General features: G+C 39.2%; 12 protein-coding genes and 2 tRNA genes. 9 read left to right on the top strand and 5 right to left on the bottom strand.

Features of this window, described 5'->3' with window-relative positions; translation table 11 throughout:
* Nucleotides 1–120: 120 nt before the first annotated feature.
* On the bottom strand, nucleotides 121–2,319 hold the full coding sequence (locus HUN01_RS23075; protein WP_181928145.1) for an ATP-binding protein: 2,199 nt from the start codon (nucleotides 2,317–2,319) through the stop codon (nucleotides 121–123).
* A gap of 440 nt (nucleotides 2,320–2,759) precedes the next feature.
* Between HUN01_RS23075 and HUN01_RS23070 the strand changes: the two genes are divergently transcribed.
* Complete coding sequence (locus HUN01_RS23070) at nucleotides 2,760–2,993, top strand: EF-hand domain-containing protein (RefSeq protein WP_181928144.1); 234 nt, start codon at nucleotides 2,760–2,762, stop codon at nucleotides 2,991–2,993.
* A 109-nt stretch (nucleotides 2,994–3,102) separates the two neighbouring features.
* On the opposite strand, the gene HUN01_RS35600 is transcribed toward HUN01_RS23070, so the two are convergent.
* A complete protein-coding gene (locus tag HUN01_RS35600) occupies nucleotides 3,103–3,381 on the bottom strand; it encodes a hypothetical protein (protein ID WP_238845552.1) in 279 nt (92 codons plus the stop codon).
* Between the two features lie 386 nt (nucleotides 3,382–3,767).
* Between HUN01_RS35600 and HUN01_RS23060 the strand changes: the two genes are divergently transcribed.
* The gene (locus tag HUN01_RS23060) at nucleotides 3,768–4,958 is read left to right on the top strand and encodes a calcium-binding protein (protein WP_181928143.1); all 1,191 of its coding nucleotides are present in this window, start codon (nucleotides 3,768–3,770) and stop codon (nucleotides 4,956–4,958) included.
* Between the two features lie 184 nt (nucleotides 4,959–5,142).
* Here the strand turns inward: HUN01_RS23060 and HUN01_RS23055 are convergent, their stop codons facing one another.
* Nucleotides 5,143–6,102, bottom strand: coding sequence for an orange carotenoid protein N-terminal domain-containing protein (locus HUN01_RS23055; protein ID WP_181928142.1), 960 nt, complete (start codon nucleotides 6,100–6,102; stop codon nucleotides 5,143–5,145).
* A 484-nt stretch (nucleotides 6,103–6,586) separates the two neighbouring features.
* The gene (locus HUN01_RS23050) at nucleotides 6,587–7,240 is read right to left on the bottom strand and encodes a TraX family protein (protein ID WP_181928141.1); all 654 of its coding nucleotides are present in this window, start codon (nucleotides 7,238–7,240) and stop codon (nucleotides 6,587–6,589) included.
* A gap of 169 nt (nucleotides 7,241–7,409) precedes the next feature.
* Between HUN01_RS23050 and HUN01_RS23045 the strand changes: the two genes are divergently transcribed.
* From HUN01_RS23045 to HUN01_RS23020, 6 genes are all read left to right on the top strand, one after another.
* Nucleotides 7,410–7,988 carry a hypothetical protein gene (locus HUN01_RS23045; RefSeq protein ID WP_181928140.1) on the top strand — a complete coding sequence of 193 codons (579 nt, stop codon included), beginning with the start codon at nucleotides 7,410–7,412 and terminating at the stop codon, nucleotides 7,986–7,988.
* A 122-nt stretch (nucleotides 7,989–8,110) separates the two neighbouring features.
* Nucleotides 8,111–8,458, top strand: coding sequence for an immunity protein TriTu family protein (locus HUN01_RS23040; RefSeq protein WP_181928139.1), 348 nt, complete (start codon nucleotides 8,111–8,113; stop codon nucleotides 8,456–8,458).
* Between the two features lie 142 nt (nucleotides 8,459–8,600).
* Nucleotides 8,601–8,676 (top strand) — tRNA-Met (locus HUN01_RS23035).
* Nucleotides 8,676–8,750, top strand: a tRNA-Met gene (locus HUN01_RS23030). The genes HUN01_RS23035 and HUN01_RS23030 overlap by 1 nt, the downstream gene beginning before the upstream one ends.
* Before the next feature lie 760 nt (nucleotides 8,751–9,510).
* Nucleotides 9,511–11,034, top strand: a complete 1,524-nt coding sequence (locus HUN01_RS23025) for a slipin family protein (RefSeq protein WP_181932789.1) — start codon at nucleotides 9,511–9,513, stop codon at nucleotides 11,032–11,034.
* Between the two features lie 72 nt (nucleotides 11,035–11,106).
* A complete protein-coding gene (locus tag HUN01_RS23020; protein WP_181928138.1) occupies nucleotides 11,107–12,600 on the top strand; it encodes a DUF4011 domain-containing protein in 1,494 nt (497 codons plus the stop codon).
* Here the strand turns inward: HUN01_RS23020 and HUN01_RS23015 are convergent.
* A protein-coding gene (locus HUN01_RS23015) for an IS630 family transposase (protein ID WP_203219497.1) occupies nucleotides 12,597–13,551 on the bottom strand; the annotation gives its coding sequence in 2 pieces (ribosomal slippage) (nucleotides 12,597–13,209 and nucleotides 13,208–13,551; 957 coding nt in all). The two genes, HUN01_RS23020 and HUN01_RS23015, sit on opposite strands and share 4 nt — an antisense overlap.
* Before the next feature lie 90 nt (nucleotides 13,552–13,641).
* On the opposite strand from HUN01_RS23015, the gene HUN01_RS23010 reads away from it, so the two are divergent.
* Nucleotides 13,642–16,080, top strand: a complete 2,439-nt coding sequence (locus HUN01_RS23010; protein ID WP_181928137.1) for an AAA domain-containing protein — start codon at nucleotides 13,642–13,644, stop codon at nucleotides 16,078–16,080.
* Nucleotides 16,081–16,249: the final 169 nt, after the last annotated feature.

Genomic DNA, 16,249 nt, shown 5'->3' with positions numbered 1-16,249 from the left:
TTTTTTAACAAATAGGACTACTGATTTAACTATGTGTTCAACTGTGGGGTGTGTTAGCGCCCAAACCTCGTGTATTGTACTACTACTTAAACAACTTGACAATTCTAAACCAGTATCAAATTAAACAACTCCATGAGCTTTTAGCCGCAGAGGAATCTGAATGATAAACTCGGTTCCTTTTCCAGGAGTTGAGAAACACTCTAGTTTGCCACCATGTTTTTCTGTGATGATTTGGTAGCTGATGGACATACCCATTCCGGTTCCTTTGCCAACCGGTTTGGTGGTGAAAAAAGGATCGAATATTCGCTGCTGAAATTCTTGAGAAATACCGACTCCGTTATCCGCGATCGCTACTTCCAACCACGTTAAATTAACCACAGATGTGCGAATCTTGATTCGATTGGGGTTATCCTCGATCTCCTGATAGGTGCGCTTGGCATTATTTTCTTCTAATGCATCAATGGCATTCACTAAAATATTCATAAACACCTGGTTGAGTTTTCCGGCATAACATTCTACTAGGGGTATGATGCCGTAGTCTTTAATCACCTCAATTTCAGGTTGTTCTGGTTTAGCTTTGAGACGGTGTTGCAAAATCATCAAGGTACTGTCGATGCCTTCATGAATATCGACGCTTTTGAACTCTGCTTCGTCGATGCGAGAGAAGTTCCGCAGCGACAGTACAATCTGGCGAATGCGTTCAGTGCCTACTTTCATCGAAGACAACATTTTTGGCAAGTCTTCTTGCAAAAACTCCAGTTCCATGTCTTCAGCAGCGGTTTGAATTTCAGCACTAGGGTTAGGATTATATTGCTGATACAACTGCACAAATGCTAATAAATCTTGGGTATATTCCTGCACATGGACAAGGTTGCCATGAATAAAGTTGACTGGATTATTAATTTCGTGCGCGACTCCAGCAACTAATTGTCCCAGACTAGACATTTTTTCACTTTGAATAACTTGAAATTGAGTGCGTTGCAATTCCCCTAATGCATTTTTGAGTTCCGTGGTGCGTTCTTCTACCCGATATTCTAATTCTTCTTTGCTTTTCTCTAAGGCAGTAAAGGATTCGTGTAGTTGTCTTGCCATCTGGTTGAAAGAGTTTGACAGGGTATTAAGTTCTTGAATACCGCTACTTTCCACTGTCTGAGCTAAATTGCCGGATGCCATTGCTTTACTTGCCCAATTCAGGCGCAAAATCGGGCGTACAATCCAATGGGAGGTAAACACGCCCATCACCGAGGCAAGAACTAATGCCCCAAGACAAAGGGCGATCGTGGTGTTGGTATTGGCATTAATTTGCGCCATGAATGCATTTTCTGGCACACTCACTACCACCAGCCAATCTAAGCCATACTTGTCACGCCAAGGTAAAACATGAACAAAATGCCGTTTTCCTTGGAGTTCAATCTGAAAATCTGTGTCTTGGATGATGGAGGTAAACCCGTTGAAGCTTTGGAGGTGTTTGGCAACGTTCTGGATGATTGCATCAGAACTGTCAATCGCCCGCACTCGCCGAATCTCTTGATTGACGAGGACAAAAGGCTTCTCTGTACCGGAACTGGCGATTAATGTACCATCCCGCTCTAAAAGGAACACCCGCCCAGATTGACTAATATTCAAATTGCGTAAAAAATCGCTGAGTTTCAATAGATGAATATCAGAAGCAATCATTCCTAGTAAGCGATTTTGCGAATCATAGATGGGACGACTAGCAGAGGCGGCAATGTAGGGGCCTATTGGAAAATTTGCAGCATAAATCTTTGTCCAGATCGGTTTACCAGCAGCGATGGGTTGGGTGTACCAAACTTGGTTGAAGTTGTCCCAAGTATAATGATTATTAACTTGAGTCCGATTGCCCTGATTATCTGTGGCGTAGTTGGTAGTGTTATTGGGAAGCTTGGCAGTCCAATCATCAATGGTGATCGTTTTGCCATCATAACGAGCGGCTCCCATTCCCTCACCCGTCGCTAGTCCAATACCAATATAAGTCAAATCATAGACCTGCATCTGATCCCAGAAATACTTGCCAAGGGTTTTGCGATCGCGCACGTCTAATATCCCTCTGCGGATGGTATCTGCATTGATCTGATTAAGGGTTTGTGGAATGGAAAGATAAGACTTCAGATGTTCATTCACTACGTCACTTGTGCGATCTATTAACTGTTCTGCCAGGTCATTAACTGCCCTTTGTCCATTTTTAAAGGACAAATAACCCACTAAACTGACCGCTCCAAAAATTTGGATGAGGAAGGGAAGTACAAGAACAATCTGTAATGGGAACGCTTTACCAATGCTTAGATAGTGAGTCTTCATTGCTGGAAGCTGGAAGTTGTGCTAATTTGATTTGCTTCTATAGTTCCCAAGATGCTCACGTACTTACCTTTGTCTCAATTTTTTGTTAAGTCAAAGGTACAATAAGGTGTCTTGTCACAAAGCGCAACACATCATAAGTAGGTAAACATAATTAATTACACAATGTCATTGCGAATGTAGCGTTCACCGTAGCGTAGCGTCTGTCTTCGACACGCTCCGCGAACGTAGAGAGCGTCTTCATTCTGACTCCTGAATTCAGCTATTCTGAATTTTTCTTTATTTTCATCGTCAGACTGTAAACCCTATAACCCACAGCGTAACCCGATCTAAGCCCAGCGATAGCCGTTTCTATGTCTAAAGATACAAGTTTATTAAATTTTGAGAGATTAGTCAGAGATTAATGAGATATTAAGTTGAAAAACTAATTCAGATAGAAACTTATGGCAACCGAGCAAGAGCTTCAATCTCTTTTTAATACCTTAGATAGCGATCAAGACGGCAAAGTATCCATTAATGATCTTTTTTTAAGTCCTGGCTTAAGTGCAATCATTTCATCAGAAACAAATACCACTAGTCCCCAGGAATTGCTAGTAAATTATGATTCAGACGAAGACGGCAGTATTACCTTTGAAGAGTTAAAGGAAGCAGTTGAGAAAGCAAATAATTTAAACTAGCAACCCAATCCCTAACACCCAATACCCAAAAATCCCTCTCTAGCCCACGCTTTGAGGGATTTGCAAAGTGACAATATTAAGCAATACGCTTGGGTTAGTGTCAAAAACCTTAAGTTGTGTAGGTTGGGTTGAGGAACGAAACCCAATATTTCCAGGGCTTTGTTGGGTTGCGCTTTGCTTCACCAAACCTACAATTTTTCTTAGTTTTCAGAGTCACAAACGCCGACATTTTCTCGTCCCACCGATGCCAGCCTGTTGGATCAACATGAATGCGCTGGCTAACCATTTCTGCATGCTGACAATTTGCGGCAGGCATTGCTGCCAGAAGTTTGAGCAGAGCCGCTTCAAATGCTTGACTCCAGCCTAAATCGGCTAGCAAGTATTGCACTCAACTAAGAAGTGCTAATCAAATATCCTAAACATTAGACATCTTGCAAAAGTAACAAATGCCAAGATGTCGGGGAAAGGTCAAAGGTTAAAGGGTAAGGGGAAATTCCATCCCTTTCCCCTTTACCCCTTCCCCTTTCCCCCACTTCTGCAAGAAGTCTATTAGACAAAAACTGAACATTACCATCGGCAGACTCAATCTGGCATTCCCAGCCGATGACTGGAAACGAGGTAAATATATTAAAAGATATTTGTAAAGTCTAATTTATGATTCGTAGAAATATTTTTTTGGGATTCACCGGATTCGATTGAATTTTTCAGAATAATAGCTCATCTACATCATTTTTGGTCTTCACTGAACTGGATTGAGCTATAAAGGAAATGTTTATGACATCACAATTTTTTCGTGGCATTAATTATACTGAAAAAGTCATTTCAGATAGTGATCAGAAAGTTTTAGGAACTGCCAATCCAGACTGGTTTATTGTAGAAGGTAACAACAATGTCGTGAAGACGGGAAATGGCAACGATGTTGTCTTGCTCGGAAGAGAACTAGACTTAATTTTTAATTTTGATACTAGCATTTTTAGTGGTCAGGTTTTGCAAACTAGTCCAACGCCTTGCAATAATGTACTTGATGCGATCGTTCGTACTGGAGCAGGAGATGATTATGTCAGTTTAGGATCAGGCAATTACACAATTTCTTTGAGCAGTGGAAACAACTTTTTAGACGATTACGGTGGAAACTATCTATTCGATGGTGATGGTAATATTATCGGATTAGAGCCAATTTCAACATTAGTTGCCTCAGCAGGATCAGGCGACGATATTTTCTCTTTAAGTGGATTCGCCAACCGAACTATTAATGCGGGAAATGGTAACAACTTAATTTTGCTGGGAAGCGGCGATGCCAATATCAATACAGGCTCAGGAAATGACATTATCACCAGTGATATTTCAATATTGACTTATGTTGTTGACACAGGATTTTCATCCTACAACCAAACTATAAAAGCTGGAAATGGTGATAATCAAATTGCTGTTGTTCCTTATGGCGAAACCACAATTCAAGCCGGCAGCGGCGATGATTTTATTTTGGCTGCTGGAATCTCTAATTCAAGTTTTGCAAAGATTTTTGCAGGTAATGGTAACAACACAATTATTACAAGTGATACAAACAGCACAATTAGGTCTGGCTCAGGCGATGACTTAATTTTTGCTGGTTCAGGTAATGACACTATCTATGGGGGAAATGGGAATGATGTAATCAATCTGCGAGGAGAAACGGTTTGTCTTCCGAACCCTTTAAGTACCGATACAAACCTGTTTGGTTCATCTATTGAGGTAACAGGCGGGGGAAATGATACAGTCTACTTGGGTCAAGAGAAAGATACAGATACAGTAATTTTAGGAAGCAGTGGCTTTGCTGCCATCTATGGCTTTGGTTGCAACGATCGCTTAAATGTGAGTGGCTTAAATGCCAGCTTCAGCCGGGTGGGAAATGATACGTTAATTAGTTCATGTGGTGGTTCTTTGGGAATTCTCAAAGGATATACAGGTTCAGTAAATTTAGTGTAGGAGTTGGAGTCAGTGCGATCGCCTAACTGTATAGAATATGTTAGGACTTGCGAACTGAAAACCTGAAACCTAGATTCCCCCTAACCCTTTAAAAAGAAGGGGTTGGGGGTTTTGTTGCGTGTAGTTTTATGCAACGCATTATCTTAAACAAACGCAATTGCTTTTGTATTAAGACACAGAGATTTTACTTGCGAGTTAGGTTAAGCAGTTCTTTGGGAGAAGCAAGTAAGTCAATAGCCACGAAGTAAATTTGACCTTGAGGATCGAGTAAAAATCGCCAAGCAATGTTCATCCCAACATTACCTCCAAACCAGGGAGTTTCGACCGTACCAGTAATCTTATGCTGTGTATAACCATCTTCTATGGTTTCCGAAACGCCTTTGGTTGGCTTCATCACTAACCCTTGTCCCTCATCTCTTAGGTAAGCAGTGATCGCTTCTCGGCCAACAATTGGTTTTTGGAAGGGTGGTTGCAGCGCACCGTTGTTAGCAAATAAAGCAACAGCAGCTTCAAAGTTATCTGCATTCATCGCTTCAATGTATTTCAGCACTGTCGGTTCTGTAACTCCCTCAATAGTAAATTGGGGACTTAGGGATGTACGTGGAAACTTAAAGTTTATGACTTCTGCCTGTTTGCTATCAGCCAGAGACGGATCGAACCCCATATTTACTACAGTATTGCGTAGTACAGTAATCTGCTGACTCTGATCGATTCTCTGAACAGCTTCTAGCACTGTTTTAACTTGAGTTGACATTTGATAACCAGCGGGCATAGGAGCGACGATACCCTCTTTCATCCACTCTCCTAACTGCCACCAGAATCCTAATTTAGCGTTGACGCCAAAGTATGCATAAGAACGGCTGATGGGAGTATCAGCATTACTCGCTAAATCTCTCATTAACTGGGTTTGTTCTTCATGAGACATCTGCTTAATGTCGTTGAATATACCTTCCATTAATTGGAGATTTGCTTTTCCGGGAGCAGCTGGAGTAATTGTACGACCTAGTTCCGCGTAGGCATACCAGAGAAATGCCAGTTGATCGTCAATGTTGAGTTTAGCAAACATTGCTGTAGTGGCTGGAACAGCATCTGCTACTTGAGTGCTAGAGAAAATATTGCGTGCGGACTCGATACTATAAGTCATGCTTATTACCTTAAAGATTTACCTATTCAATAGTTGCTTTCGCCTACATTTTGCAGGTTAGAGGATAAATCTAGGGCATTTTTCCTGGATGACACAATTATCCCTAGATATCTAAATTCGAATCATTATGATTCACTACTCTGGCATGATAGCTAGTAAACGTTAACAAAAGACTAAGATTTATAAAATTTATCTGATGAATATCATTGAATGAAATGTATATCTACTATTTATTTTTCAATTTATGGTCTAATAAAAGTAACTTTTTGGAAAATATATCTTCCTTTAGAAAGATATTTAACTATATAACATCTATCTATGTAGATACATACATCTACATTTTGAAATTTTTTGGTGTAAAGATAAAATTTGGTAATTGCTTAAATTTCTTTTTTTAATTAGTCTATATTTCGCGGCAGATTTATCTCTAGCTGTAGGTTGAGTTAAATAAAATCCAGTCAGACATCGCTGATAAATCATAAATCTACCTGGAATATATTAAATAATTGATTATACCTAAGATTATTAAATGAGCCGGGTAAAACACATAGAACCATCTAGTTCGCGAACCTTGTTTACCATTGAATTGAAAAACAATAAGTCCTGCAAAAATTGCCCAAGCTTGAAAGATATTAAGCATAGATAGGATTGCTAAAGTAAAAAAGTGAAATATGCACCAGTATAGCAACCATATTTTGGGCTTCAGTTTGTCTGTAAGAGACATCAATAAAATTACTCCAATCCCATAAGCTCCATAGGAAAAGTCAAAGTTCTCGGCAACTAATGCACACAATCCAATAATGATTGATTGCTGCCATAATTGCGGATAACGCTTTACTAAGCGCAACATCACAAGTCCAAGAACAAGCGTGTAAAGAATATTAAATGATAACCTCTGGAAAATAAAACTATAGATTGGCTGAGATATAATCGCTGTAATCAATAGCCTGCTTCCATAGCGGTACACATTTTTGGTGTGTTTTTCACCTTTCGCCAGAAGCCATGCAAAAAGGGGAAAGCTCAATCGCCCAAAAAAGTGCAAGATTAGAAATTCTGGCATTAGCAAATAGCACACATGATCCATAACCATGAATACTACTGCTAAGATTTTAATGTTAAAAGCTGAAACTTTAATCACAACGTTACAGTTACCTTATTAGATTCTTTAATATAAAATATCTAAAATTTTATTTATTTAATATAAGAGTTATTCAAAATCCTAGCAATTTGATAACATTAACAAAAAGGGCAATGTCTACGAAGGGCTGTTTAGTGACACCCTCTTTAGCAGAGATAACAAAAACACTATGGCAAAGCGTAAGAAAAACAATCTCCAGTGGATTAAAGAAACGCTTGAACTAAAACCTGACCATCGCTGGGAATCTCCATCAGGCTACAAAATATTTGTCGCAGATAGAGGCGCTGTTCGCTTCAATGTTCCCCAGAATTGGGTTTTTGAGCCACAAGAGAAATCCTTCAAGTTCATGGATAAAAAACCACCCAACGATGATTGCTGTCTGGAAGTATCTTTTAATCGCCTGCCACCCAACGACTGGAGCCAGTTTCCGCTAAAATCCACGTTGAAGAAAGTCCTGGAAGACGACAGCCGCAACATCATTGCCAAAGGAGAAATTATTACCGTCAAGCGTCAAACCGCCAGAATTGTCTGGACAGAGATGAAGTTCATTGACACTCAAGAAGAACCACGGGAAGCTTTTTCGCGGACTTGCATTGGTTTGGGGTCGAATGTTCAATGCTTAATCACATTCGATTATTGGGCAGATCAAGCAGAACAATTAATACCCGTTTGGGATGAAGCAATGCGTAGCCTGACGCTAGGGTTGTATATTCGTGACCCAATGACAGGTTTAGCTTTTCCAGACTGACCTACAACAAGGAATTGTGAGCATCTATCAAATTGAGATGTGTAGCTCAAAGTCTACGATGAGCTACTTATTTTTTGCGGAGTTGGGGCAAATTAATAATACTCCTGCTTTCAATATAAGGAATGAGCCTAAATCCACTAACACAGCTAATTTCAGAACGAGGTTTTAACCGATTTCAATCACCATTAAGATCGCGTTTCGCTGCTTATCGGCTAGAATATACACTGACTTACTGTGAACCTACTGATAATTCAGCAATGCGTCTTGACTTTGAGAGTTCATTACATCTCGGTAGAATAACGGTTTGGGAGTCAGGAGCTTGTGAGATGGATATTCTTGAAATATCAACTGGTAACAATGTTTTTTATGAAAGTCACCAGTTAAACAACGAAAAGCAATTTCATCAAACCTATCTAAGACTAGTGATTTTTATGCGCGATATGTTGCGACTTAAGTCAGACAATATTTAAGGCTACACCTACAATTTCCAATATGCTAAATTTGGAGCGGGATAGTAATAAAGTTACAAAGCTATAGTTTAGGTTCTATAAGCCTAACTGGTGCGCCATCCTTTAGTATGAGCGTATACCGCCGAGTACTTTCAACTATATTGCTTGATTAGCTCAGTTGGTAGAGCGATCGACTCATAATCGGTTAGTCACAGGTTCGAGTCCTGTATCAAACCCCAGGAAGTTAGCTCACTGGTAGAGCAATCGACTCATAATCGATGTGTTGTAGGTTCGATTCCTATACTTTCACCCAACCCTGTCCGGGTTAAAAGACAATACCCTTCCAAGGTAGCCAATATGGTACGGATCTTAACAGATTCGAGACCCCTCATTTTCTCAACTCTGTGTGCAAGTGTTTTGCTGTCGGTCATCACTCGTAAGGGTAATGTTCGATAGCCACAGTTAAGGAGTAAGCGCAACTGCATTTCTTCCTAACTTGAGTATGTTCCTTCGTTTTCTACATCTAGTTTTTCTTCGGGATTCTGGATTGGCAAACGAACAGCATATTTGAGCGCGGTTCTTTTTTCTAGATTGCCATAGAGCAGTTTGGGAAAAGTAACAGCAATCTTAATCCAGCTTTGGAGAAGCTTTTGCTCACACCTAAACTGTAAACACTTGCACTTGCAGAGTTTAAAAATATTTTGTAGCATAGAGTAATACAAGCGGCTAAAATTAATCCTTTAGGCTTTTTCCACAAGGTTGTAAACTTCAATAACTCCTGTACTCAAGCTGTAATATGGTATCTGTGAAATTACCGATAATAAGCAGTTTGTAGTGGGGACTTCAGTCCCCAAAGCCAGGACTAAAGTCCTTACTACCAACTAACATTTTTATTCTACTTGATTAACCAGACATGCTATAAGATGGCGAGTTTACTTGCAGGTGGTATTTAAGTTTAAGGAAGGTTATAAATGTCTTGACTAAATATTCTTAGCTAGTTGCGATCGCTACGCCAACCGCAAGCATCGTATAGCTGATCTAAAATATCGCGCAAATTATTTATGCAAATCACTATGTGGGAAACGTTTTATATCAAACCTAACGAAATCGGCATCTTATATCACCGCAGTGACTTTAAGAAAATTTTGCAGCCCGGTACACACACATATTTTGGTCGCCATTGGCAAGTCAAAATTTCTGACCTCAACCAGCCACAAGCTCAGATTGAAAACCTAGAACTGTTGTTGCGAAGTTACGAAGCCGAACTGCAAGAACATTTATTGATTATCAGAACTGCATTCAACCAAGCTGCTTTAGTCCGTTGTGGTCAGAATTGGGTAAGCGTTGCACCAAATCAATTACGAGCTTTTTGGCGTGGTTTTATTGAGGTAGAATCTCATCTGTTCAACTTAGAAGAAAGCTTAGAATTGCCTAGTTCCTTTGTACAGCAATTGCGCTCAGTTACCTTGAATGGACTAAAGAAGTTTCAAATCTCAGAGTATGAGATTGGTTTATTATATCTGCAAAATAATTTTGTGCGACCTCTAGAACCAGGAGAGTATGCTTTTTGGTCGGTAGATAGAGATGTTACAGTCCGAATTCTCAGTCGGATTATCCCTAACCCAGACTTTCCCCTGGAAGATGTACTGATTGAAAAACATCCCGACTTTATTGCTGCCTACTGTGAAACCGTGCAATTACTGGCTTCGCAAGTTGCAATTGTGCGCTATCGAGGGAAAGTAATTTCTATTTTGCCACCTACTAGCCGCAAGTTATTTTGGCAAGGTGTTGCAGTGGAAATTCTCGACATCAGCGCAGATGCTCAGTTACAGCCTAGCTTAGTGGCTGAGTTAGTTGAAGGTTCAACAGAAGTGAAATTGCTCAGTCGCAACTGTTTGCATATTTGCCAAGTGCCAGCACAACACGTTGGACTAGTATACATTAATCAGGAGTTTCAAGGACAGCGATCGCCAGGAGTACATGCTTGGTGGTTATTCGGTCGCTCTTTTCAAACCGAAGCCATCGACCTACGACTCCAAAATATGGAAGTATCCGGTCAAGATATCCTCTCTAAAGATAAAGTACCTCTGCGGTTGAATTTGACCGCAGGTTTCCGTATCCAAGACCCATTGAGGGCAAAAAACGGGTTGTCAGATATTTCTGGTTTCTTGTACAAAGAATTACAGTTTGCTTTGCGCGGTGCAGTTGGCGAACGCAACTTAGATACTTTATTAGAAGATAAAGGTGCAATTGATAGAAGTATCTCTGAATATATTCGCCAAAAAGCCGCAGACTATGGAATTGAAGTTGATTCTGTAGGTGTCAAAGATATTATTTTACCTGGTGAGATTAAGGCTATCTTGAGCAAAGTAGTGGAGGCAGAAAAAACCGCTCAAGCAAACGTAGTCAGACGTAGAGAAGAAACTGCTGCTACCCGCAGTATGTTAAACACTGCCAAAGTAATGGAGGATAACCCCGTTGCATTACGTTTGAAGGAACTGGAAGTATTAGAGAGGATTGCAGAGAAGATCGATCGAATTCAAGTCAACGGTAGCTTGGATAGTATTTTAACAGACTTGATTCGGATGAATCCGTAGCGATCGCGGTAAATACTCACGCAGGAAAAGGCCAGTATAATAAAAATAAGCCTATTTACGAGAAAAGCGAGTATGCGACAGTCAGCTTCAGACTCTCAACAAAACCTTACTCAAAAAATTGAAAAGTGGAAAGCTGGGCTGGCTGACTTAGGACGACGAAATCCTCTCATCAAGTTTCGGCAAGATAGTCCTCGAATATTAGAAATTATCACAGAAGAACCAGATTTTCTCTTCCAAAATCTGACAGAAGATAAGAAATCGCTTTATTTTCAAATACTTGATAGCGAACATCAAAATATTACCCAGTCCAGAAATACCAAGGCATTATCAGCACAAAAAAATCCTCTTGAATTAATTACTCGTCAAAGAGGCAGTGAGCAACTGAAACGACTGAATAAATTGCGTCTTGAATCACGACGCTCATTTGAAGAACGAGGGGTAAACAGCCTATTTCTGGCCCTTGGAACATTGACTTGGTATGACAAGGACAAGGATAAGCCAGAGGATGTTTTGGTATCACCACTAATTTTAGTACCTGTAGAGTTAATTAAAGAACCTAGACGAGATGTTTATAAGATATCTCTATTAGATGAAGATGTTGTATTAAATCCAACCCTGGCACAAAAGTTAAAGCAAACTTTTGGGATTGAGCTTCCAGAGGGAGAAGCTATACAAACACTAACTTATGATGAAATTATTGCTGAAATTGAGGAGCTACTAGCAGAACAGAAGACATGGCAAATTAAAGAGAATGTATTTCTCTCGCTGTTCTCTTATGCTAAAGCTGCAATGGTTCGGGATATTATCGAAAATGAAGCTTTAATTTTTGATCACCCAATTTTGCAAGCTATTAGTGGCGATTTAACTACTTATCAGTCTAACTATAAAGAACCTCTACCTGCATCTGCTCTAGATTCACAAGTTAAACCTGAGCGAATATTTCAAATTCTTGATGCTGACTCCAGCCAGCAAGTTGTGATTGAAGCGGCGAAATCTGGTTCTAGCTTTGTTGTCCAAGGGCCACCAGGAACGGGCAAAAGTCAAACTATTGTAAACATGATTGCAGAACTGGTTGGTGATGGCAAATCAGTTTTATTAGTTGCAGAAAAAGAAACAGCGCTGAGTGTAGTTTATAAGCGTATGGCTGAATGTGGTTTAGACCATATATGTCTTAATCTCCACCACAGTGGTACAACAGATAAGCGGGAGCTTGTAAATAATTTATCGAAAACTATTGAATATCTTAAACAAATTCACGGTGAAGAAAATAATCATCTATTTTTTGAGAGGCTTGTTTCTAGTCGTCAATCGCTAAAATTATATCTGACAAGTTTACACTCTAAAGAAAAACCTCTAGATAAATCACCATTTGAGATATTTGGTGAGCTTTTGAAAAAAGAGCGCGAAGCAATTCCCAATATTAACTTCATATTTTCGAACTTTAGCCAATGGAATCCTAGTAGATTACAAGAAGCAAAAGATTTATTAAATCAATTGGCGCAATTTTTACCTTTATTTAAAGGTGAGAAAAAAACTATTTGGGCAAAAAGCTATAGCGTTTCTTAATCTGGTGAAGTACAGTAACAAGAATGGGTAAACCAGTTATAAATATCATTTAACGAGACTTGATTAAAAGCACTTTCAATCGCTTTTGCTAAGTCTGGATAACTTCTAGCTCCAATAGAACGTAGTAAATTTTTAATTTTTGACCAACAGTTTTCAATTGGTGAAAAATCAGGAGAATATGGTGGCAAATAAATCAATTTAGCTCCAGCAGATTCGATTATTTTCTCAATGTCTCCACCTTTGTGAATTGAACAATTATCCATGATTACATAAGCGCCTTCCCACAGCTTTGGAACTAATTTTTGAGAGATATAAGCCTCAAATGTCAGCCCGTCATATGCTCCTAAAATACTATATTGACTAATCACACCTTTGAGAGCAAGCGCTCCAATTATGGAGACATTTTTACAGCGTTTTTGAGGTCGTGAGCCATTCGCTCTTTTACCTTTTTTAGAACGAGCGGAGTGTCTTATTAAAGATAGATTAGCTCCTGCTTCGTCAAGAAATACAAGGTTTTCCGTCGGTATCCCATGAAGTTGAAGCCAGAACTGTACTCTTAATAATTGAACTCTTTCAGTCTCTTTTTCTGCGGCGTGCAATGTTTTTTTTTAGGCTTATTTCTATCCTCTGTAACATCCTGTCTACCGTAGAGATACCGATTGTTATTCCTGTTTTTTCTTTGAGTTCTGAGCGAATTTCTTTCAAGGTAGCATCATTCTTAGCTTCAACTATTTCTTCAAGAATCTTAATTTGTTCTTCATTGAGCTTCGGAGGAGTTTGTTTTGTCCTAACTTTAGGAGCGATACTTGCTGTTTCTCTATATTGCTTTAGTAATTTCTCAATAAAACCTAAACTGACACAAAATTTGTTTGCTAATTGACGTTGTGATATTCCACCTGACAAGTATGTATCAAATATTTTTTTGCGAAAGTCGAGGGAATATGGTTTCATTTTTACCCTTGAGTAGATACACTGATTTATTTTAATTAGTGTACTTCATTAGACTGGGAAACGCTATATCTAAATTCTTATTCTTATGAAATGGAATTGCAAATTACAGAGGAAATAGAGGAATTTCAGAAAGCAATATTGTCAGTCCAAAAGATTAATCAAGAATTACAGGGGATTCTACAAGTTCAACCTTTGTTGAGTTTAGAGTCACTAGATAAGTGCTATCCAGCCTTACTGCATATACTAAAATCTCCATTAAATTTACCAGAAAATTGGGTAGGAGTAGATATTGCACTTGCTCAAGATGTTTTTAGTAGTCTGAAAAAAGATGTTTTAGAAATTGAAAAAATTAAGCGATTACAAGAAACCCAAAACCTATTAAGCAAGCTTTTAAAATTATTTAACATTTTTCGTAGGAGTAAACCTAATTCTATTGAGTCTTTGCAAAATAAGCTGCGTCAAATTGATTACCCCGCTCGTCAGGTTTTAGGATCTTTATTTAACTCGGAAGTTTCTAGTAAAGCACAGTTAAAGGAAATTGAAAAAGCTTTAAATTGGTTGATTGGCTTACAAAAGTTTTCGCTTTCTGCTGATTCCGTCCAGCGTATTCTAAATACTCCTTCTAAACGGCGCAGAATGGCTGAATTAGTTAAGGAATATGAGTCAGCCCATCAGAGTATTAGGCAAGGATTAGATTTTCTTTTATCGCACTTTAATGAAAGTGACATTACAGATTATTACTTACCTCGTAATCAAATTACTTTTGTCGAGCTAGAAAGCTTCTTAAACTTGGCTCAATCGGAACTGCCTTATTTTCAAGAATGGCTGACTTATGCAGAAACTTATCAAAAACTCGAAAATCTGGGTAATAAGAAGTTTTTAGATGCTTTACGTGAAAATCAAATCAAACCAGAGCAATGGTTCCCCGTTTTAGAAAAGCGAATTTATCAAATATGCCTTGATGCTATTCTTGCCAAAAAACCTGAGTTAAAGAATTTTAACCCAGAAGTACATGAACGACAAATAAAGGAGTTTTCTAAACTAGATTTTAAGCAACTAGATACTGCTAGAGAACGTTTAAAGCAGCTTCATGTACAACGCTGGCAAAACTGGGAAAAGACTTCACTTGCTCTAGGTGAGTTGCAAAACTTGAAAAAAGAAGCGAATAAGAAAAGCCGACATTTACCCATTCGTAAACTCCTCAATGATACACAAAAGGGAATACCAAATATTGCCAAAGCCTTAAAGCCTTGCTGGATGATGAGTCCACTTTCTGTTAGTCAATATATAAATCCAGATGTAATTCATTTTGATGTTCTTATCTTTGATGAAGCATCTCAACTTCGGACTGAGGATGTTGTTCCTTCAATTATCCGTTCTAATCAAGTGATTGTAATTGGGGACAAAAAACAACTTCCTCCCACATCATTCTTTGCAACCGGAGACAGCCAAGAAGATATCGGTGATGAGGATGATGCAAGCTATGAAAGCGTTTTAGATGAATGTTCCAAGTTTATGTTTGGACGCACACTAAAATGGCACTACCGCAGTGAAGATGAGCGTTTGATAGCTTTCTCCAACCATCATTTTTACGACGACAAATTAGTTACATTTCCAAATCCAGTTCAAAATTCAGAGTTGGGAGTATCGTTCCGACACGTTCCTGATGGCGTTTACGATCGCAGTGGACGCAGAGATAATCGACGCGAAGCTCAAGTGATTGCTCAGTTGGCATTGGAGCATTTTCAACGCTTTCCAGAACAATCCCTTGGTATTATTGCCTTTAGCGAAGCCCAAGCTGATGCAATTCGAGAGCAAATTGAGATTTTGGGAAAAGAATATCCTAATCTGGAAACGTTTTGCAGGGATAACTCGCCTCAGTTTTTTCTGAAAGCATTAGAAAACGTTCAGGGTGATGAGCGAGATGCCATTATACTCAGCGTTGGGTATGCTCGTGATTCTCAAGGTAAGCTTTATCTCAACTTTGGCCCCTTGAATCGGCAAGGTGGAGAACGACGACTCAATGTAGCTGTCACACGGGCAAAAAGCAAAATTACACTCGTTTCTTCCATTGTGGCTGGTGACATCGACAAAACACGCGCCGAAAGTAAAGGTGTAAAATTACTGCATGATTACTTAGAATATGCAGCCAGTGGTGGAGAAAGACTGCAAGGCAACTCTTATAGAGATGCACTTAAATTTGACTCGCCATTTGAAGAAGATGTTTACCATACCTTAGTCGAGCAGGGATACACTATCCGCACCCAAGTTGGATGCTCAGGATACCGGATTGACCTTGGTGTAGTCAATAGCGATCGCCCTGGTGAGTTTTTACTGGGTATTGAGTGTGATGGTGCATCTTACCATAGTTCACCTACTGCCAGAGATCGCGATCGCCTCAGACAACAGGTGCTTGAAAGGCTTGGTTGGAAAATTCACCGCATTTGGTCAACAGACTGGTTTCGTAACAAACCTGTTCAAGTTCGTCTGTTGATAGAAAAAATTAAACAACTACAACAAAATAAATAGCTAAAAGGTTCGTCCGCGATCGCTTTTCGATAGGTCTTGCTGTGTTCTGCGATTAAACTAAAAAATAAAAATTTTACATCTTTGGTATTGCCATACTTACAAAGGTGTATATTTACACTCAGTTTGCATTAAAATATATACCTTATAGATAATTATGCCGATTCAATGG

The organism is Nostoc edaphicum CCNP1411, from assembly GCF_014023275.1.
In the GTDB taxonomy this organism is placed as follows: domain Bacteria; phylum Cyanobacteriota; class Cyanobacteriia; order Cyanobacteriales; family Nostocaceae; genus Nostoc; species Nostoc edaphicum_A.
Note: the sequence above shows the minus strand (reverse complement) of the source record. Positions and strands in the feature narration are given on the sequence as shown.